14 protein-coding genes are annotated in these 20337 nt (G+C 43.3%); 5 read left to right on the top strand and 9 right to left on the bottom strand.

What is annotated here, in order from left to right; genetic code table 11:
- Window positions 1-12: 12 nt before the first annotated feature.
- The 3 genes from L4D06_RS14690 to L4D06_RS14680 are packed head-to-tail and all read left to right on the top strand — an operon-like array spanning window position 13 to window position 4605.
- Complete coding sequence (locus L4D06_RS14690) at window positions 13-2328, top strand: sigma-70 family RNA polymerase sigma factor (RefSeq protein ID WP_429740187.1); 2316 nt, start codon at window positions 13-15, stop codon at window positions 2326-2328.
- A 40-nt stretch (window positions 2329-2368) separates the two neighbouring features.
- Window positions 2369-2701: a hypothetical protein gene (locus tag L4D06_RS14685; protein WP_429740185.1), complete on the top strand. Its 333-nt coding sequence runs from the start codon at window positions 2369-2371 to the stop codon at window positions 2699-2701.
- 2 nt (window positions 2702-2703) lie between these two features.
- Window positions 2704-4605 (top strand): GmrSD restriction endonuclease domain-containing protein, encoded by a 1902-nt coding sequence (locus tag L4D06_RS14680; protein ID WP_429740183.1) that lies wholly within the window; start codon window positions 2704-2706, stop codon window positions 4603-4605.
- 95 nt (window positions 4606-4700) lie between these two features.
- Here the strand turns inward: L4D06_RS14680 and dndE are convergent, their stop codons facing one another.
- From dndE to L4D06_RS14650, 6 genes are all read right to left on the bottom strand, one after another.
- Window positions 4701-5048 carry a DNA sulfur modification protein DndE gene (gene dndE, locus L4D06_RS14675; protein WP_429740181.1) on the bottom strand — a complete coding sequence of 116 codons (348 nt, stop codon included), beginning with the start codon at window positions 5046-5048 and terminating at the stop codon, window positions 4701-4703.
- Complete coding sequence (gene dndD / locus L4D06_RS14670) at window positions 5048-7066, bottom strand: DNA sulfur modification protein DndD (protein WP_429740179.1); 2019 nt, start codon at window positions 7064-7066, stop codon at window positions 5048-5050. The genes dndE and dndD overlap by 1 nt, the downstream gene beginning before the upstream one ends.
- A gap of 8 nt (window positions 7067-7074) precedes the next feature.
- Window positions 7075-8706, bottom strand: a complete 1632-nt coding sequence (locus tag L4D06_RS14665) for a DNA phosphorothioation system sulfurtransferase DndC (protein WP_429740177.1) — start codon at window positions 8704-8706, stop codon at window positions 7075-7077.
- Window positions 8703-9782: a DNA sulfur modification protein DndB gene (gene dndB, locus L4D06_RS14660; RefSeq protein ID WP_429740175.1), complete on the bottom strand. Its 1080-nt coding sequence runs from the start codon at window positions 9780-9782 to the stop codon at window positions 8703-8705. The genes L4D06_RS14665 and dndB overlap by 4 nt, the downstream gene beginning before the upstream one ends.
- A 252-nt stretch (window positions 9783-10034) precedes the next feature.
- Complete coding sequence (locus tag L4D06_RS14655) at window positions 10035-12065, bottom strand: DNA phosphorothioation-associated putative methyltransferase (RefSeq protein ID WP_429740173.1); 2031 nt, start codon at window positions 12063-12065, stop codon at window positions 10035-10037.
- A gap of 12 nt (window positions 12066-12077) precedes the next feature.
- Entirely contained in the window at window positions 12078-12608 is a 531-nt protein-coding gene (locus tag L4D06_RS14650) for a hypothetical protein (RefSeq protein ID WP_429740171.1), read from the bottom strand.
- Window positions 12609-12778: 170 nt separating this feature from the next.
- Between L4D06_RS14650 and L4D06_RS14645 the strand changes: the two genes are divergently transcribed.
- Window positions 12779-13597, top strand: coding sequence for a YeeE/YedE thiosulfate transporter family protein (locus L4D06_RS14645; RefSeq protein ID WP_429740169.1), 819 nt, complete (start codon window positions 12779-12781; stop codon window positions 13595-13597).
- 52 nt (window positions 13598-13649) lie between these two features.
- Here the strand turns inward: L4D06_RS14645 and L4D06_RS14640 are convergent, their stop codons facing one another.
- On the bottom strand, window positions 13650-13871 hold the full coding sequence (locus L4D06_RS14640; RefSeq protein ID WP_429740168.1) for a helix-turn-helix domain-containing protein: 222 nt from the start codon (window positions 13869-13871) through the stop codon (window positions 13650-13652).
- Window positions 13872-14199: 328 nt separating this feature from the next.
- On the opposite strand from L4D06_RS14640, the gene L4D06_RS14635 reads away from it, so the two are divergent.
- Complete coding sequence (locus L4D06_RS14635; protein WP_429740166.1) at window positions 14200-14502, top strand: hypothetical protein; 303 nt, start codon at window positions 14200-14202, stop codon at window positions 14500-14502.
- A gap of 1228 nt (window positions 14503-15730) precedes the next feature.
- Here the strand turns inward: L4D06_RS14635 and L4D06_RS14630 are convergent.
- Window positions 15731-17209, bottom strand: a complete 1479-nt coding sequence (locus L4D06_RS14630) for a Fic family protein (protein ID WP_429740164.1) — start codon at window positions 17207-17209, stop codon at window positions 15731-15733.
- A gap of 1850 nt (window positions 17210-19059) precedes the next feature.
- Window positions 19060-20277 (bottom strand): integrase domain-containing protein, encoded by a 1218-nt coding sequence (locus tag L4D06_RS14625; protein WP_429740162.1) that lies wholly within the window; start codon window positions 20275-20277, stop codon window positions 19060-19062.
- Between the last annotated feature and the right edge of the window lie 60 nt (window positions 20278-20337).

Genomic DNA, 20337 nt, shown 5'->3' with positions numbered 1-20337 from the left:
GGTTAATAGCGAATGGATAACTACTACCTTCTTTTACTGGCGATATTGCCAATTGCTTACTTTGTTTATGTAAAGCGACGTCATATTGATGAAAAGCAGGCGCAAGACGATCAGTCAGTGAATGCTGCTCTGTTATCTGATGTTCAAGCCGAAGCCGAAGCCGAAGCCGAAGCCGAAGCCGAAGCCGAAGCCGAAGCCGAAGCCGAAGCCGAAGCCGAAGCTGAGATCATGCTTAGTCAGTTTGCAATACCAGAAAAAGAGATGATTACGGCAAGGCTTATTCAAGCGCATTTTGAGCGAGAGCTCACCGCTCGTGAGTTTCTGTCGATGACGGACGATGACTTTCTCGAGGTCAGAGGCTTAGGTAGGACCAAGCTTGCGCATATCGCAGTTCTTCGTGAAATATTGAGTGCTGGGCAACTGAAACCTTCCGAGGCAGAAGGTCCTGAAGCAATTGAAGAAAAGGCTTCAGATAGTCTGACTCTTTCGAAACTAGCATTGCCACACGTTTACAAAGCTACTTGTAACCTATTGTGCCAACACCTCGGCGAATCGCTTACCGTTGGAGAGTTGCGTAGACTTGATGAAAGCGCTCTAAGGGCAATCCCTAGCCTTGGCAGAAAGAAAGTCGTCCTAATAAAAGAAATGCTGATATTTATCGAGAGCAAGGACTTTGTTGATATTGGTGACGACGGCACATCAGACCAAAATGCTTCAAGACAGCTTTATAACCAACGTGAAGATGTCGATCTGTCTACTCTCGAAGAGCTACTTACCAGCGACCTTGAGTCATTTTTGGAGATGCTCGATGAGCGCGACAAATTCATCATGGTGGCACGTTTAGGCTACCAAACTGAGCCAATGACCCTTCAGGAAGTAGGTGACAGCTTACCAACCGGGAAAGTTACTAGAGAGCGTGTCCGACAACTTCAAGTTCGCCTTGAGAAAAATTGGCATGCGCACATGCGTGTTGCACCTGCAACGCTATGGGTCAACGTGAAGTCCAACCTGAGCGTGTTGAGAGCAGAAATATTCCCCCTGCTTCAGAGGAATTTCAGCAGCAAGAAAGGGCTCTATGAATTTCTGGAGATGAGCTGTGGCTTGGAGTCTGGAGGGTTAACAAAAATTGTTTACCCAGATATTTCGACAACAGTGTTAGATGATTATTGGGCTGAATACGCCTCGCCGACGGACTTGGATACAGTCACCTCCTACTTGCAAGACCGATTGGGGCTTGAAAAAGCGGTTGCTGAAAATGCGGTTTCTCATTTGAGTGGCAACAAAGTTGAGCTACTTGGAGAGCTGGTTTTGCCGATGAACCTTTCCAAACCGCTTGCGATTGCAAATACCTTACTGGACCATCCAGAAGGGCTAACTTGGAAGTTATTGCATAAAAAGGCCAATGAAAAAGCCATTTCCCGCGTAAAGTTGCCGGAAGAGCGCATAGATGGTGCTATTGGCCACGCCGTAGACAGTGGATGGGTGTATCAAATTGACCGTGGCTCTTATCGACACATTAGCTTCCTAAGTATCACAGAGAATGACATCACCAACACACTCCAAAGAGTGAAATGTGTTTTACAGCAAGCTTCTGAAAACGGAAGAAACTCTCTTAACCTTTCCGTTGACTACTACCAGTCATTGAATGAACAAGCACTGGACTACTTCACTGTAAGGCACATTGTTCGCACTCACGGTGAGCGTGAGGGTATCTTTTTCAACGGGAAATCTGGTGCAGACACCATTAGCTTGGAGCAAGAGTTTAGTCTTGCCGGGCAGGAGAGCGTACTTGAGGCGCTGTTTGCGACAAGCGATAAACCATTAGATAAAGCCTTTATTGCAAGCAAGATTCGAAGTCAGTCTGTCGGTCACGCCAGCTTCTATTTAGACAAATTGTTGACGAAAGGCGCAATAGTGCGTGTGGATGAAGCTGCTTACCAGTCGACAGAAAAAGCGTTTTCGAGTGTAGATGTACCTTCCATCATGGAGCAGGCAGCCAAGATCATCGAAGGTGAAGAGCGAATCATTGAGGTGGGTGTTATTCAACGCAAGTTCAATAAACTTTTGGACTTGGATCTCAACAAGTATTTCTACTTGTCGCTGCTGAAAACCTTCCACGTAGAGTTTGGTTATCAATGGCACTTCGCTCATAACTTAGTGTGCAAGCGTGATATTCCGTTTGATAGTCTGAGTGATATTTGTCGAAATGCGCTTGCCTATGGCGGAGCTTTTGATGAACTCTCGCAAAATATCGCGCAAGTGTGTTTGATTGATGATGCCAGGTTGAAAGTAGTGTTAGGTCAGATAAGTAATAAAAATGGGTGTTAGTTTATCTGTTCATTAGCTTGTTTAATTTAATGGGGGTCAAATGGAAAAGATAAAATTGAGTAGAAAGTCACCTGAAGTTTTAGAAAAGCTTGCAGAAGTGGCCACTGCAAAGCGGAATGCAGAGGTTGTTACTTTGAGAGAGTGGTATGACACTACACCATTACACACTCCAGAAGTTATCGAGTATATGGAAAAATATAAGCAACTAGGTAGATTAGGTAAGGAGCTGCATAATCGTAATGTTCCTAGAGTTACCGAAAGATTTGGTGATGGCATTCGTACTTTAGTTGAGGCTACCTATACTAGAGGGACTTTGGGTTTTTCTGCACCACTCTGCGCCTTTACTTGTGTAAATAAAAATCAGGTTATTTAATTATGATATCAATCGAAAAAATACTGAGCGCTCGTGCATTTGTTATTCCAAAAAACCAGAGGGGATATAGCTGGACAAATAAAGAGATTGATGATTTGTTCAGTGATATGGAATTGATGGGTGAGCGCTGCCACTATTTAGGTACTATAATATGTTCTAAGATTGATCACTTTATGGAGCAAGAAACTCAAAGTCCAAATTATAGCTATTTTTTGGAGGATGGACAGCAGCGTCTCACTACATTTATTATTACTCTGAAGTTACTAAGAGATAAGTTTCTTGAAATAGATGGCATGGAGACTATTGACTCGAAGCAGCTCGAGAGGCTTTATACTTATAAATTTGACGGTGTTAAATTAAGACTTTCCAACGAAAATGTAAAGATAAATGAATACCTTTCATATCTATTGCTTAATAGTCCATCTGAACCGCCAGCAAATAAAACACCACCACTTCGTTGTTTAGAAAAGGCCTATGGTTACATAAAAAGTAGAATTGATTGTGAATTAACTACAAGTGAAAGCTTGAAGAGGTTTAGAAATAAAATCTGCAATCAAGTTCAGCTTATCGATGTTGACTTGTCTGACCATATGATTGATAGGTATTTAACTTTCGATGCAATCAACTCTCGAGGCTTACCATTGACAGAGTTTGATAAGATAAAAAACTTCTGCATTTTGGTTTGTGAGAGACGCGGAATTGATGTCAAGGTCGATGACGTATGGTATAAGGCTATTTCTAATTTGGAAAGCTTTGGAGTTGGCAGTAGGAATAATGAAAATGCGTTCATATCTGAATTGTTTTCATCATTTCATGGATATACTTCTTCAAATTCAGATGTTCATGAGAAGTTTGTTGGTGAATACCGAGTGTTATTAGAAGGGAGTAATGACAGTAAGACAAATAACTTAAAAGCCTTTATAGAATTATGGGATTCATACTCTAAGTCTTACGGTTTTATCAATTGCAGAAGAAAAGATAAATTCTATGATAATTTATGTAATAAAAGGGCTTTGGATTGGTTGGTAAAAGTAGAACGACTAGGTCTGGTTGGCATAACTCGTAGCCTTTTGGCAGCATCTCATTACTCCCTAAGTAATTGGGATGATTTCGCTGAAATTGCAAGGGCATGTGAAATATATACATTTAGGATGCATGCTATTTCAAGGTATCGTACTGACAAAAACTCAAGAGAGCTATTAAAGCTTTCTCATCGAATCCTAAAAACAAACATTTCAAAAGAAGAAGTGTTGCAAGATTTAGGGAGGATGCTTTTTGATGGCTCACCATTAGTTAGTGGGATCGAAAAGGTTTTATCCGGTGAGCTAAATTATCGCAACTGGTCTCAAACTTACTATTTTCTTTACGAATATGAACTGTTCAATTCTTCTGTCTCAGTTGTTGAGTGGAAAGATTCAGATGATGAGAAGTCGTCAAGTATAGAGCATGTGCTTCCTCAGTGTATTTCGACATCTGATTGGTGGAAAATGCATTGGCCAGATAATCTAGTGGCTGACAAGTGGTGCCATAGATTGGGTAATCTAGTTATTACTAATGGCAACAGTTATCTTGGAAGAAAATCAATTGGACTAAAGTTAGATGACCCTACATCGGATTATTCTTATAATTCGAACTCTGCCACTAATAGTGAAAAAATCATTAATAAGTATACTGATGGCTCTGTGTGGAAAGAGCAGCAAATACTATTAAGAGAGTTGGACTATATAGGCTTCATTGTTAAGCGCTGGGCACTTCCTTGCATCGAAGACTCAGGGAATGTTAACTTTCCAGCGGAGTTTAGTATCATTCCTAATGTATCCAATTATGCTCAGGTAGATATTGTTGATGGAGTTGAGCTATATCCAAAGGAAAAGCATCCAATTAATGAAGAAGAATTTTACTAAACTTAAAAAATAATGTAGGTAGGGAGTTGTTGGTGCATGATTATGTGCACCAACAATGAGTGTGAATAACTTTCTCAAAAACGGTTTATTTCTTCTCAGATTTTCATAGAAAAATCGCTGATATTTTTGTGATTCCTTATTGATGCAATCCCATCCTCAACATGTGCAGCCCAAGCTTGTTGGTACTCTTTGTTATCAAGCTCAGGGTAGTACATCTTTAACATCAACTCTGTAATGTCGCTCGTCTCACCAAGCCAGGTATATTTATCAAGTATCAGAGGCCCATCTAATTTTGCTGGCTGACCTTGGTACCTAAAGTCACTTTCAATAGAACGAAAAAAAGCGATACGTGCAGAGACATTCGGTGTTATGCCTGTGTAGCCCTTAAGTTTCTTCAGTTGCTCTTCGGTAGAGCGAGACAAATTCATGCGATTAGGCAACATTACGCGTGTACCTCTTCTGCTTGCTTCCAAAAATAGCCTTCGGCAACTTTCGATGATTTAGTCAGACCATCAAAACGGATCTCATAGGTACGAGCGATATCATCTTGAATCAAGTTGATATAGTTTTTATCGATCTCTGTATCGGTAGACAGAATAACAACTTGGTGACTCGCGGTTGGGAAGTAATTTTCCACCAGCTTGTCTCTGTGGTGTGAATCCAAACGGCCCAATGGCGTATCAATAATAATTGGTAACTTACGGCCTGAAGTACGGCCAAGTGCTTCAAGAATTGATATTGCGTAGATTTGCTTTTCACCCGCAGACATCGCTTTACGGTTGATCTTAATTCCGTGCTCATCCATCAATTCAACGTCAAACGTTGCCGGGTTGATGGCTGCTGTGAGCTGAAGGTCTTCTTTACGCGCGAGCTTCTTATAAGATTGAACAAACTCATTTTCTAGCTGCTTAACGCGAGCTTTAGTCAATTGTTCTGCAAATTTATCCAGTAACAAAATGCCGTTTTGGGCATTGCTGACACTTTGGTCTTTGCTTGACTGATCGCGATGCTTATCATGTAGACGTTGAATTTGTCTTGCAGCGTCAAGCGCGGAGCGTGTTTCCCTTTTTGCTGCTTCTAGCAAATCATGATATTCAACAATCAGCTTTTCTTTTTTCTTATCTAGATCTCGAACATCTGAAAATAAGTTTTGTACTTGTTCTTGTTCTGGTGCTCTAGCAATATTGTTTGAAGCGTTGTCGATTTCTTCCTCGACAACTTTCAGACGCTTTCTTGCCTTATCAAATTGTTTGAAAGACGATTTCGCCAGCTTGCTGACTTTATATTCAATGGTGCTAGCTTGGCGATCGGAGATATCTAACAGTAGATTCGCGCTAGAAGTATCACCCAGATGCTCTTCAAGGCTGTCTTTGATTGCATCCATTGCAGCAGGTGCTGATGAACTCAAATTGAATGAAAGCTTTGCGCGTAGCGTGTCTAAGAAGCTATCTAGCTCATGGCCGAAGTTAATCTTTTGTTTTGTCTGCTGTTCGCTCTCAATCGTTGAGAGCAGGGCTTTCATTGCATTTGGGGCGAATGCAAATGGAAGGCTGCCTTCCATCTCAACACGGATTAGTTTTTCCAGTTCGATTTTTTCTTTAAGCAGATCATCGATACGGCTTTGTTCATCCGTACGTGTTTTTGCCCAAGCCCCGCCACTTTGGGAAAGCTTGTTTTCTAAGTTCTGAATTTCTTTTGCGACAAGGCTGATTGACGCATCAACGATGTCCGCATCGCCACGCAATCGCTCTGCTTTCGACTCATGATCCATGCGAAGAGCATCTAGCGCTTCCATTTCTTCACGAAGAGATTGCGTTAGGGCACCTGAGCCATGCTTTTTGAGGAAGATGTTCAGGTCAGATTTCAACTTCGCAATAACATCAATACCAAGCAGGCGTCTAACCGCTGTTTTTAAAACGGTGCCAGATTCATCTTCAGCAAGCTCTGCGATCTTCTCTCCATCAAAGAAGAAGAGATCGGCAATGCCGTTTGGAATTAACTCATTGAGAAACCCTTGGCATTGGTCGTAGTCAAGCTCTGGGATTTGAACGCCATCTTTCTCCAAACTGAGCTGGTCTTTTTTGTCACGCTTCCAGCCACGAATAACTTTATATGTGCTTTCTTCGCCGTTTTGGCTGTAAAGAAATTCAAGCTCTATCGATGCGTGATCTTGAAGGCCACCATGGCCTACACCCTTATGAATTAGCTCAGAAAGCGCTTCAACATATTGGCCATTGTTAAGCAATGTACCGAAAGATTGTCTGCCATAAAGCGCGAGACGCACTGCGGTTAAAATTGATGTTTTTCCAGCACCGTTTAAGCCTCCGAATAAGATAATCGGACGCTCTGTACCTGCAACTGGACCACTCGCAGTTTCTACTGCTGGTGCTGGGCGCAGGTCTATTTCGTGTACGCCTCGGAATACACGAAAGTTGTTGAGTGTTAGTTTGGTAATTAGCATGGTTCTACTTAAAATTCTTTTTGTAGCAGCTTTTCGAGCTCTACCAATTGCTGGTTATAGCGATCGATTTCCAGTTGGTGGACGTCGTATGCCGCTTTGCTTTGCAGTGAAGCATGTTTCTGTTTGATCTCTTCCAAGCTTCCCCAGTCACGCTTTAGCAGTGACGCAATTTTATTGGAGATACCATTTCTTCGACCCAATCCTTCCATCGACATCTCGAGCTCGATCAGTTTCATGATCATTTCTGGCTCTACATCGAAGTCTTCGCAAAGTTCTTGGATGAGTTGTGCATCATCTTTTCCAAAGCTTGCATTATCGTCATATACCCAATCAAGGTCATAACCGTAAACTTCTCTGAATATCTGTGGAAGTGAGTCATCCCAATCTGGCTCGTTTGGATCGTGAATCCATTCTTGTCGAATGGCATGGAGTTCTGGCGTAGTAATGAGTTCAATTTCTCTGCCTTCAGCCTTGAACTGTTTATCTAGTTCAAATAGTTCACGAATCCACTGCTTTCGGTATTTCAACCAGTATGGCCCAGGGACATGACGGCGCTCTGCGGCAACGTCTTCGCCCTCTTTGGCATACTGGTAGCTGACTCGACCCGTACGACGTTTGAAGTTGCGGTATTCATCTTTGTTTGCAGGATCTGTCGTCATCGCCAGCTTGTTTCTGAATGTCAGCAATGGCGCCATCCACTCTTCACCATTTTGAATCAGGCTTTCCATGGCACGGTCTTTGGTGACAACGGTACATGTCCAGCAGCCAAAACGAGAGTTGCCACAAGATGGGGTGGTTTCATCAATCACCATAGGGCATTCGCCTTGGCCTGAAGAATCTTTATATAGATTCCAAAGGACTAAGTTCTTCCCACCCCAAGGGTTTTCCCATTCAAGATCATACTCGTTGCTCCATACGTTTTTGATGCCGTATGGCGTTTCTTTGGTTTCTAGGTGGCAAAGTCGCAAAATTTTCCACACATCATCAACGCCCCAAGTGTCGATAGGGGTATAGATGAATGCATTAGACAGTGTGGTGTGCCTTGCTAAACGCGAGCCATCAATTTTATGTTTGGCAATAACTTGTGCACGTGATGCACTCTCTTGACTGCGTGAGCCTAAAACCACAATCACTTCATCAAACTGAGATACTTTTGATTTGATGAAATCGCTCACTGGGTCAATTTTCATGCGCTCGGTACACCAGCGGAATGAGCGCGTAGGTGCCGGATAACCTTTACCGAGAAGGCTGGACCAGAACGTTTGATCGCTCTCTGGAATGACTTTGTGGCAAGTGATCGGTAATTTGTCTCGCTTTGCGCCGCGTTCGATCGCAGCCAGTGAATCCTTGATGTGGTTAACCACTACAGGTGTTTCAACCAAGGTGTCAGAAGACACAACAAAAATAGGTTTGTTGCGATCCTTTACCGGCAAACCAAGCAATGCCATGTAAATTAGAGACATTATTGCTGACGAGTCTTTGCCGCCGCTGTAGCCGATAACCCACGGACGCTTATCTGCACAATATACTCTTTGTACATCAGCGATATAGTGGCTTAGTTTATTGCTCGCGAAGCTTTCATTGTTTATAAAATCTTCGTATTCGGCTAAGTCGTCAGCCAGAGTTAAGTCTTCAATCATGAGAATTGTTTCTCTAGTGCTTTTTCTTCAGGAGTCAGGGGGAGACCTAACTCAATTTTTAATGCGTTGGCGGTTAGCTGGATATTGGTCGTCGATTTACTCAACTTACCGTGGTTCATGCTTCGCTTTATCCACTCTGGATTTGTTTTCAGCCAATTAACGTTAGAAAGCAGAGTGAGTTTCTGTTTCCAATTGTTTGGCTCTTGGCAAAGTAGGTGTTTACCTAGTATGCCAATTGCATGAAGGCCAACGCCATGACTATGAATGTATTCCTGCCTTAGTTGTGCAGGCGATACTTCTTTATTTATTACCATCTGCCAATCGCGGATGTGTTTGGTGACTTCTTGCCAAAACTCAATCGCGAGTGCTGTATCTTCTTCGCTATAGCCATCCTTTGGACCTTTGCTAAGAAGCGCTCGTGTTGATTGCTTGATGCTACTTAGCGTAAATAGCTTGTTGGATTTTGGGCTGATGTTCGATTTTTCCATCTCAGTAAGACCAGAGAATGGAACGATGTTTGAAGCTAAAATCCTCGCAAGTTCAGAGCTTTCATCACGGTGGTCATATAAGGTGCCAAGAGAAGGGCTTGGCTTCACAGCATACTTGTTGAGATCGGCAAACATCTGTTGGCTTCTTCCAAGACCTTCATCAATAAAGAACAAAACAGGGATATTGTCTTGCCCTAGATCTGGATTTTCTCTCAGCGCTTCTTCAATGGCCTTGCGACGATGTTGCCCATCATTGATCAGAATTTGAGCATCCATCGGGACTTTTAATATTCCAAGATTTGGCGCAGCTTCGTGATCTTCAAATGATATATCAACACCGACAGAGACTGTAAGTGCTGAAAAAACATAGTCTTTGGGGTTGTCTAACAGATACTTTACCATCTCTGGTATGCGTGTTTTATTGAGTGTGCGTTGAGCTCTCAGCTCTGGCGGCACGTCATCTTCGTTATAGCTGAAAATTTTTGGAATAATTCTTAGAGGGCATGTCGCAATATAAAACGGGCGACCGGCCTGTATGCCTCTTACAGCAGGGAATGAGTAGCAATAGCCAGAATCTTGAACTTGCATAAGAACCAAATGAATTCAGTTAAGCCATGACATAAATAATTAGCCGGTATGTCAAAAAACGCAAACTGGTATGTCATTTTTTTAACATACCACGCTGGTGAGAATGTCATTCCTCAACAGGATGGATGATTTTACAGGGAGGGGAAGCAAAAAACCATGGTTGGTTTGTTAAATGATGACAAAGAGCAAGCAGCCACAGAGGCTTGTTACTTAACTTCTTGAACCTGAAAGCAAGAGGCCAATAGAAAGACTTTAGTTGGGCATTTTGGTGTTTGTTAATCGATACCCTGCTATCATTTTCCCTTCTTCAAACAGCCCACGCTCAAATGTGACCCGCCCCATCAATGCCTCACTTTGATGAGAAACCCCCAATAGTGTCGCCAAGCGTTTATCAAAAGCGCGTTGCTTGCTTTGTTGTTCAACGTCTTTGCCTAGTAGTAGCCCTTTGTTGAGAAGAGGCGGGCGTTTTCTTTCGACCACGTAGTCGAAAAAGTCGATGTCTTGCTCGGCCATCTTGATCTTTACTCGCTCGACGAGAAATGGAACGGCGCTGTTGTCAAAGTCGTCATAGGTAGCCAAGGTGAGTTTTCCAGATTGAATGTGCACTTTAATCACATCGACATTGTCGATATCACCATACATTTGGAGGCCTGCGTCCACGTACACGCGGAGTATTTGCGGTAACTGGCCTAAATAACGTTGGTGAAACAGCAGTGAATGGCCGTCGTTCAGTATGCTCGCTGGAAGAGTTCGGTGTGCGTCAATACACGCTTGTTCTATGGCTGTGGTATCTGCTATGGAATACAGTAAGTCCTGCGCGAGTGTTAAGGCTGTATTGTAGTCACCAAAGAAGGCTTTGATATCTCGCTTCAACCGCTCTGGTTGTTGTGTGTAAGGACGCCGCTTTTCGAACAGTCCCATTGCAAAGTAAAGCAATAGGTCTTCTTTTCTTTGCACTTCCGCTAGCTCGAACGCCTCTACACCATGGTATTCACATAGCAGCCTATGGATTTTCTTATGAGATCCGAGAAGCTCCCTAATGGCGTCTGAGTGTTCGAACTCATCAATTGCGGGTACGCGTCCGAGCGCTAAGCTTGTGTCCCAAAAGGCATCAAAAAGCATGGCATTTTGAGTGATAACGAGAGTGGCTTTTTCTTTTTGTGTGGGTGTTTTTGGGACGGTGATTTGCTTCCAGCCATGATGTCGGCGATAGCGGTTTTGCAGGTATGCTTGCTCTTCTAGCTTGTCTTTAAACACGTAAAAGATGCCAGGCGCGACAGTAATGGCTTGTTCATCCAGACTTCGTTCGATGTGGGCTTTTATCTCGCTTTGCTGGTAGTACTTTTGGAAGGTGTTGCGTGAGGTGATCACGCCATCTTTGTAGGGCGTAAATTGGGCGATGAATTGCTCTGTCCCTAACATGACGCTGATAACTAGTAGTTTGTCTGTGAGCTCCCAAGCGTTTAGGAGGGCATCGAGCCTTTCGTCCCTGTCTTCAATCACATTAAGCACGAAGCCAAGATTGACGATGTCTGAATGGCTTTTTTCTCCGTCTGGGTAGTGGTTTGGATCCCATCCGAGCACATCAATGCCATGGGCAAGCAGCTCTCGCATGTCGTCACCTCGGCCGCATCCGAAATCAAAAACGGAATAGTCACCATTGAGGTAGCCGCTTTTGGCGAGAGCTTTCATGGGGGAAGAAAGTGCATGCCGGACAATCGCGGTTTTGTGCCTATCAATGGTGTGTTTATCTGCGTCTTCCACCATGGCCGTTCGAAACAAACGGCCGTCTACCAAGGTGTAACCATGTTGTGCAATCAGGTTGAGCCAAGATTGCTTGAAACCAATCAGCCTGGAGTGTTCATACAAGCCTGCGTTTTCACCTTCTTGGGTGATTTGTTCGAAGTCAGCGTAGGCGGGATTCGTTGGCAGAATCATCAACTCTTTGCGATGGAGAATGGGCGGGTTCTCGGTCGTGTCGTAGTCGGTTACCCGATGCATTAATTTGGATAAATCCACTGTCACGCTTTGCTTCAGGCTTGGATATGCATCGGTATAAAACGTAGGGTAGCTCAGTAGCGAAAGACGGAAATCGTGTTTACCCAGTTTGACGATATGCCAGTCGTCTTCGTTTATTTTTAATGCTTTTGCTACGTTATGAACAAATGAGGAGAGTGAGGAGGGAAGGGCATCGAAGGCGTCTTTATGCAGGTAAAGGGCATCAGGAAGATGTTTGCCTGCTGTCGCTTCTGCCACCAGCTTTTGAAACTGCGCACTATCCATATTGCGTCCTCGTTATTCAAAAAGTTTAAGGCTATCAGTTCCTATCGCTCGTTTTGTTGGGACTGCGTGCCCTGAGTCGCTTGGCTTCATGATTTGCACAAATCGACTATTTTCAGGGCCAATGCTTACGTGCATTGGCCTGTCTTTGCCGTAGAAATAGAGCCTGTCAAAAGGGAGCTGAGTAATGATGAGCTTGGCAACTTCATCCATCTTATCTTCATAACCCTCTACCCGAAAATCACAAGCGGCACCCTGGCGTTTGCAGATTACGTTTCCTTTTACATTGCGCTCAGATGCTGCGTGCTGATCAAGCGATGGAGCCATTTGGCCTGGATGATGCTTTAAAAGGTAGTTTTTGAGTGTGTTAGAGGTAAAGCCGAAAGTAATCGTTATTGAGCCAAACTGATTTTCGATAGGGGTTAGAATATCGCTGTTGAGTGCGGCAAGTGCTTGAGTGCTTTCTTCTCGTAACGGGGTGTTACTTAAAGTCGCTGGGATTTCTGGGTGTCTAACCCGATACCAATCGATAAGTTGCCGCCGCATGCCAAGGTCCGATTTGGATGTGTTTGTCTATAGTAATCGGGACAGTCGCTTATTTACAGGGAGTATTTGCGAAGATGTTGTTAGCTTTGGCGATAGTATGCATTTTTTTTATAGGTTACTTATCCCAAACCACTGGGCTTTGCATGGTGAGAGGGGTTAAGCAAGCGAAATTGGGTAATCCCTTTTTCTTACTGGCTATTATGACAAGTGGCACTTTCGCATGGATTCTCATCGCGAGTGGCCACTACTTCGCCGATATGGCACCAAGGAGTGGTTTCTACGCTACGATTTATTCATTCGCAGGTGGATTGTTGTTTGGTCTTGGGGCTTCGGCAAACGGGGGATGCGGTGTGTCGACAGTAAGCCGTTTTGCGCGTGGCGAATTACCCATGTTTATGACTATTTTGGGATGGATAGTTGCTTGGTTAGCTCTTGAACCTTTAATTCCTCAAGCGACGGCTCCTGAGTCAATCCACCTAAGTGGGCCGATACGCTATGGTACTTTGATGGCATTATCTTTGGTTGTTCTGTGTTGTCTTTTCTTTGTTAGGCCAGAGCGTCGGAAGTTGTGGCTTTCTATTCTTGGAATCGGGCTATTGGGTGGTTTGGTTTTTCTGTATGAACCTCATTGGACACCAAGTGGATTGTTGCGCTCGATGAGTCTTTCGATCTGGCATGGCGATACTGAAAAATGGCCTGAATCTACAAGATTTATGCTGGTGGCTATTTTAATTTTGGGTATGTTTGTTGCCGCAAAGCTAACGGGGTCGTTTCTTTTGCGCGGCATGGCATTTCAAAGCGCAGCTAAGCATTTTGCTGCAGGATGTTTGATGGGGGTTGGCGCAGTGATGGCGAAAGGCGGGAATGATTCTCAACTATTGGTAGCGATGCCTTCATTGTCTTTGAATGGTTTTGCTGCGGTAGCGAGTATGGTGGTTGGTATTTTTGTTGGTTTGTATGTTCTCGCGCTGGCTGGCAAAGATAAGTGAATACCAGCCAGCTACCCAGCCATCGCTGGCTGATATTTGTGGCAGATATTATCTAGGCTTTTTCGTAAGCCACTAAATCATGCAACTCACACTCAAAGTACTCACACAATGCGTTAAGCGTTTTCGTTGTCGTTGAGTAGTCGTCATTTCGGACCATCTTACTGATGGCAGCTCGTTGCACGCCAATAGCCCTCGCTACCTCTGCGGCAGTGATTTTCCTTCCCTCTTTTAGGGACTTACGTTCAATTTGTTCTTGGACTTTGAATCTAATCATTTTTATTTTTGGATGTATATGAACATCGGTTGAATCATATACAGACAGAATCTCATCGAATGGATTTTTCAATCCTATCAAGTAACTAAGAAAACATCTTGGAAAAGAGCGTAACTCTTCGGTTATCTCTCGTTTAATCGCGTGACGATCACATAAAGGATCTTATAAAGATACATTGTGGGCAATTTGGTATCCCTGAAAGATACGAGAGGTATCTTTAAAGGATCCAATTCGTATCTTTACAGGATTCACATTGGAGTCTAGGGTTTATTGTGTATCTTATGTAGATACGAATGCTGTGCAAAGCCACTAAATGGGAGACAGTGACATGGGAGTTTCAACCAAGCTAATGTTGGAAGAGTTGGTCAAGTCGATGCTGGAGATGCAAGAGCGTGATGATTTTGATATGTCACGATGGATTTCGGCTGGATTCAGTATGAAAGACATATTTCAGCTGTATATGGTGAGCTGCTATGTTCAATTGCATCCTCAAGCGACGGTAAGCCAGCTGGTTGATCTTGGTCTGTCCGAGTCTAGGCAATATGCGTTGTTTGGTTGTTTGAGCAAATTGAAAAAAGCGTCGGGGATTGAGCCTGTGCATCATACCGATAGCAATGTCGTGCATCTTTGATATTGCAGTCGGCTACATGGGGGTCAGTTTTACTTCGGCGATAACTTCGAAAAGTGGGTCAAATTTAAACTGGCGTTGACAATATGTGGTACCGTCAGAATTACTCCAATAAATACAAAACATTAAAATCATCAACATAGATGACAGTTTGGAGCATTTTACTGAGCAGTGTTTAAGAGCTGTGGGGTTAGGACTGGTCTTTAGGCGTGTTATTAAACATGATGCGAACTTTGATGTTGGAGGCTTCGCTAGCCCCCGGTGTAGTAGACAGTCAGACCTTCCATTTCATCGCAATTGTTGAGTGCTTTCGATGTCTATCGCATTGTTGAGCGCTGTTTTTATTTAAGGTTCTGTTTTTATTAGATAATTAAGTGAATGTATGGAGGGCTGTATTTGATTTTCCTACTTTAGTAAAATAAGATACATGAATCGTGATACATAAAACATGTATATTGCTTAAGTTGTTGTTTTTGATTTATTTTAATTCGATACATGAATCGTGTACTTGATTTTGCTAATATACTGAAAATACATAGTCTGAATAGCCATCGACTCAGTAGACACATTTGAGCCCTTCCCTTTACAGGCGCAGCTTATCCTAAATTATCGGTTTAGTGCGCACGCTCTAAGCTGTTTCTGCCCTATTTCGTGCTAGCGAAAGCAAACTGCACCAGCCTCACTTCAATAGTTTCCGATAGATTATCTAATGCAAAACTGGAGGCGTGTAGAAACCCATTTTGTCGTATTTTCTTGTTTGTTGTTTTGAGGGGCATAAAACAGATGCTTGTGAAGCTTGGTGTTAGACAGATACAACAGGGACACGAAGAGATGAAGTTGATAATTTAGACCTTTTAGTGAGAATGTCTGTTCGGCTAAAAACAAAAATCGGTCATTAAACATTCAAAACAACTGAAATCAGAAAAACAATAAAATTAACTAGATGACGTACTATTGACCACCGTTGACCACGTATGGTCAATGATGGTCAACGGTGATTACTAGCCATTGATATGGCTTAATTGCCGAACGTTAAGCCGACAATAATCTTGCACGATTTCGCACTGAAATCGCCAAGTAAGAAAGTTAGTCTGCTGGCGTTGAGAGCAGGCAGTTTATTTTCGCTCAGCGCACGTTACACATTCAACGAAAGTCGGCCTAATTTACTGTCCGGAATGAGTTGACCACTACAACCAACACACCCACTAGCTGTTGTTTCGCGTGTAAGTAGTCATTCCGCTAAGAAATCTGTAACAACTTCGTTGATAAAGTCTCTTTCCTCAATAGACAGATCAAGCTTTGCAGCTTTACGTTTACTTAGGGTGTTGTCGTTTTGGATGATGGTCATTACTAGCGTGCGAAGTTGCTTTGCACTCAAGTCAAGCCTACCCTCGGATGCTAGAGCTTCATAGAGCTTGTCGGCAAATATCATTGTATCGATTTCTTTCGGGAGAATATTGGTTGCTACATCAACCATGACACCCGATAGGTAAATTGTGTAATTTGTAATATCGAGATCTCTGAAAAAGTTCTTGTTATCGGTTTCGATGTATAGCTGATGATTTTCCTCTACGTAATCAGTGATGGCTTCGATTTTCGAAGAAATCTCGTTTAGGGTGTCATAGTAGCTATGTATGTTGGTTAAGATTCCATTTGATACAGGCAGTATTAGTCCTTCCGGCAAGGTTTTACTGCGGCATAAGCACTCTTGTATGATGTATCGGGAGATCCTTCCGTTTCCATCCATGTACGGGTGGATGTAAACGAATGTTGAGCTGAGGATTCCAGCCTGAACTGGGCTGGGGATATCAGACTCCGATAGCTTGCCATACAGTTCAAACCATCCATCCATTAGGTCTTCAACATACTCTGGTTTTGCTGTTGGTAGTTCGACGCCTGATGCTCCTCCAATCCAATTCTGCTCTGCTCGATAATCTAGCTCTGCACGGTTACCTTTGATTATAGAGTGAATAGTGGTGAAGTGGTCTTTAGATAACGGTGTTTTGCCAGCGCGAAGCAGGGCTTCATTAAACCGGATGGCTTTGTCTTGAGAGAACCTTTCCTGCTCAATCTCACTAGAAGAACGGGTCTCTTTAGATACTAAGAATCGAGATGCCCGTGAAATTAAGTTAGGACTCCATGTATTGAATAATGCGCTTGCTTGCTCTTTCAGGTGGCTCATATTTGTTGCTTCAAGCTCACCAGTCTTTCGGACGATTGCTGTGTATGCAGGTGTGCCTATGATATTGTTTTTTAGGCGGTGTCGAGTGCTGTTGACTGGCTTACATGTGTAGTATTTTCCTTCATCCAGAATGGTTATGTAAGGTGACGGAATACAATCTTCGACAGGCAGTACCCTTCCTGAGAGCCACTCACACAAAAACCATATAATCCTAAGGAACTTGGATGTTGACTTCTCCTTGAGAGCTGCTATCAGCCTGTCGGTGAAGTCTGGAATTTCTGCCAAACAACGGAAATAAGAGATCTCGACCCCTTCCCGTTTTATTGCGAACACGGCGTGTTGTACTGGACAGTCCTTGTCTGGGCGGAGATTTATGGCGAAGTTCTGGAGCGTAGTGCCATGCGTAACGCGAACATTCGTACCTTGCACCCCGATCAAGCCGCCCGTGTATGACTTGACACTTCTTTCTACAACTTTAAGCTCGTAGTGTTCTCGGAGCCACTCATAACCAACTGGGTTCTCTTTCATAAAAATCTTATATTCCTTTGGATTTTCTTATATCTTAGCACGATATTGGTGCTAAAAATTAAATCTAATGGTTGTGATTTATCTTTTTATGACCATTGGTGATCAAATATAACTTTTTATGAGTGGAAATAACTTTTTTGCGGTGGCGCTGCTGGCTCTCTTCCCCTAGGGGCAACTGAGTTTCATCCTAGCTCACCAAAATGAGCGAGAAGCCCCGCCCTTTGCAAAAAGGGAGGAATAGATAGCAGGTAAGATATTAGGTAGAAGCTCAATTGGATGTCATAGGAGCAGAAGAAGCCCCATTAGTGTACAAACTATATTGCACCGCCACATTAATCACCGAGAGATCTCTATGTTATGTACTAAAACAGGCACTCTATTCCTCAGTAATAGCCTGTCTTTACCATACCAACTGTAATACGTGTAGCCCAAATTAACTGATTGCATTGCGCATACTGAGCGGAAACATGCTGCCTATTCCTCAGGAATAAGCTGTCTTTTCTACACTGGCTGTAATAAGTGACGACCAAACTAACTGGTTGCCTAGCGCGTATTGAACTAAAAAATGGTGCCTATTCCTCAGGAATAAGCAGTTTTAGTGGAGGTGGCAAGTCATGTACATGCTTCATCTCAGAGAGTTCTTTATGTTATGTACCAAAACAGGCCCTCGATTCCTAAGGAATGGCGAAGGAGTTAATAGCACTTATCAATCTAAACTTACAGAATTCATCTGGTACCCCGGCACATCAAGCGAATATATGCTGCCTATTCCTCAGGAATAAGCTGTCTTTTCAATACTGTCTGTAATGGGTGAAACCCAAACTAACTGATTGCGTAGCGCGTTCGGAATGAAAATATGCTGCCTATTCCTCAGGAATAAGCTGTCTTTTCAATACTGTCTGTAATAGGTGAAACCCAAACTAACTGATTGCATTGCGCGCAATGAACGAAAAAATGGTGCCTATTCCTCAGGAATAGGCTGTCTTTTCAATACTGTCTGTAATGGGTGAAACCTAAACTAACTGATTGCATTGCGCGTACTGAGCGGAAGTATGCTGCCTATTCCTCAGGAATAGCGATGCAGTTCATAGCACTTATCAATCCGCACTAACCAAAATTCTGTTTTGGAACAGAGTTTGTACACAAGCCAGAGAGTTTGCACATAAAGGCGATTTTGGAACAATAAAGTTTGTTACCATGAGGGGTTAGTGTAGGAAAAGCATCTTACACACGTAAATAAATCTGGAAAATAATCAATCGCTCTTGATGAAAATCCTGAATATTCCCTCGGAATATTCGCCTTTTTTATACACTTAGCTGAGTCATAAGCCTGTCGAGAAGTGCTCAGCTGCCTGTTCATTTGACTGGTTGGTTAAGAACTTCCCTCGAACTTTATAACCTGTTAATCAACAAGAATAGTGTCCCTCGTTAAATGCAGATGTTCCAGTTCACGGCTTACTGAAATGATGGAACAATCACCTTGGAGTAGGCTTTTTAATTGGCTTGGTTTGTAGCATAGGCAGTCCCGGGCTGGTGTCAGAAGCTTACGTCGCTGATGAAAATGCTAAATATTCCCTCGGAATATTCGTCTTTTTTACATGCAAAAGCGTGATACCTTCTGGTCGAGTGTTTTGGAACAATAGAGTTTGTACACTAACCGCAAATCATTACCAAAACAGGATGATAGATAGCAGGTAAGATATTAGGTAGAAGCTCAATCGGATGTCACAGGAGCTGAAGAAGCCCCATTAGTGTACAAACTATATTGCACCGATTGCCCTAACTTGCTGATCTACCGTCCTAGTTATGTACAAACTTTATTGTGCCTCCACATGTTCGCTCAAAATCACTCAGTGTCTTCTCAAGCTCTTACTGAACGCATCATCGATGTAGTTACTCCACCAAGCCATAAGCTCTCTACGAAGTTCCAAATAGTGTGCTCTGTTATATGCGGAGCGTACTTCATTGTGGTCTTTGTGTGCCAAAGCGGATTCAATAAGGTCGGCATCGAAGGCTTTTGACTCATTGAGCGCAGTACTTGCGATGGAGCGAAGTCCGTGAGCGACAAGTAAATCTTTGTATCCCATGCGTTTGATGGCCATGTTTGCTGTTTGGGAATTGGCTGGCTTTGTAGGATTTCCGTTTCCAGGGAAAACGTGAACACGGTGGCCAGAAATTGCTTTCATCTCCTCCAGTATCGCCAGTGTTTGTGGCGTCAGCGGCACAACATGCTCTCTTTTGGCTTTCATCCTGGAAGCAGGGATTGACCAAACTTTCTCTTCAAAGTTGATTTCGTCCCATTGTGCGCCAGAAGTTTCATTCGGCCTTGTCATTGTATGGAGTTGCCACTCAATCATACATCGAGTGACGTTGTTAATGCTTGCTCTCGAAAGAGCCTTTAGAAAAGCGGGCAGTTCTTCAGGCTTGATGGTCGCCATGTTTTGCTTTTGTGGCTTGATAAAAGCCGCTTTGATCCCACCAAGAGGATTCGCAAAAAGAATCCCTGTGTTAATGGCATATATCATAATTTCGTTGAGCCGCTGGCACAGTCTACGAACGGTTTCGAGATTACCTTTCTTGGCTATGGGGTTGAGTACAGCAATAGTTTGTTGTGCTGAGAGTTTGGTTATCGGACAGTGCCCAAGCTTCGGGAAAACGTGTCGTTCGAGTGATCGCCAAACGTCTTCAGCATAGTCTTCGCTGATATCATTTTTCTTTACTTGAAACCAGGCCGCTGCCACTTTGCTGAGTGTGTTTTCTATGCTCTCTAAGACTCTTCGTTTCTCGCTATCGAGGTACTCTTGAGGGTCGATATTATCGAGCAACAGCGTGGTATATTCTTCGCGCTTTCTACGTGCGTTGGAAAGGGTAAGTGTTGGGTAAGGCCCTAAAGTGAGTTTTGTGCGTTTTTTGGTGTATGGGCGGCTGTAGACGAATATCCATACCTTTTTCCCGCTTGGGCGAACCGAGAGCTCCAGATTCCCACCATCATAGAGGATGTAAGGTTTATCTTTGGGTTTGGCATGCCTGATCTCAGTGTCAGTCAGCGGGACTACCATGCGTGCCATACGTATCCTTTCAAATCATGACACCTACTTTAGGAATAACACCAAGAAAATGGCACCAAG

This window comes from Enterovibrio makurazakiensis, from assembly GCF_050336585.1.
GTDB lineage: Bacteria > Pseudomonadota > Gammaproteobacteria > Enterobacterales > Vibrionaceae > Enterovibrio > Enterovibrio gelatinilyticus.
The sequence above is the reverse complement of the archived record's forward strand: the minus strand, read 5'-3'. Positions and strand labels throughout refer to the sequence as shown.

What these genes read in the sequence shown, in the direction of transcription:
- L4D06_RS14630 (WP_429740164.1), bottom strand. Translation starts at nt 17,209, where the DNA reads ATGAAAGAGAACCCAGTTGGTTATGAGTGGCTCCGAGAACACTACGAG.
- L4D06_RS14685 (WP_429740185.1), top strand. Translation starts at nt 2,369, where the DNA reads ATGGAAAAGATAAAATTGAGTAGAAAGTCACCTGAAGTTTTAGAAAAG.
- dndB (WP_429740175.1), bottom strand. Translation starts at nt 9,782, where the DNA reads ATGCAAGTTCAAGATTCTGGCTATTGCTACTCATTCCCTGCTGTAAGA.
- dndE (WP_429740181.1), bottom strand. Translation starts at nt 5,048, where the DNA reads ATGTTGCCTAATCGCATGAATTTGTCTCGCTCTACCGAAGAGCAACTG.
- L4D06_RS14690 (WP_429740187.1), top strand. Translation starts at nt 13, where the DNA reads ATGGATAACTACTACCTTCTTTTACTGGCGATATTGCCAATTGCTTAC.
- L4D06_RS14640 (WP_429740168.1), bottom strand. Translation starts at nt 13,871, where the DNA reads ATGATTAGATTCAAAGTCCAAGAACAAATTGAACGTAAGTCCCTAAAA.
- dndD (WP_429740179.1), bottom strand. Translation starts at nt 7,066, where the DNA reads ATGCTAATTACCAAACTAACACTCAACAACTTTCGTGTATTCCGAGGC.
- L4D06_RS14655 (WP_429740173.1), bottom strand. Translation starts at nt 12,065, where the DNA reads ATGGATAGTGCGCAGTTTCAAAAGCTGGTGGCAGAAGCGACAGCAGGC.
- L4D06_RS14680 (WP_429740183.1), top strand. Translation starts at nt 2,704, where the DNA reads ATGATATCAATCGAAAAAATACTGAGCGCTCGTGCATTTGTTATTCCA.
- L4D06_RS14665 (WP_429740177.1), bottom strand. Translation starts at nt 8,706, where the DNA reads ATGATTGAAGACTTAACTCTGGCTGACGACTTAGCCGAATACGAAGAT.
- L4D06_RS14650 (WP_429740171.1), bottom strand. Translation starts at nt 12,608, where the DNA reads ATGCGGCGGCAACTTATCGATTGGTATCGGGTTAGACACCCAGAAATC.
- L4D06_RS14635 (WP_429740166.1), top strand. Translation starts at nt 14,200, where the DNA reads ATGGGAGTTTCAACCAAGCTAATGTTGGAAGAGTTGGTCAAGTCGATG.
- L4D06_RS14625 (WP_429740162.1), bottom strand. Translation starts at nt 20,277, where the DNA reads ATGGCACGCATGGTAGTCCCGCTGACTGACACTGAGATCAGGCATGCC.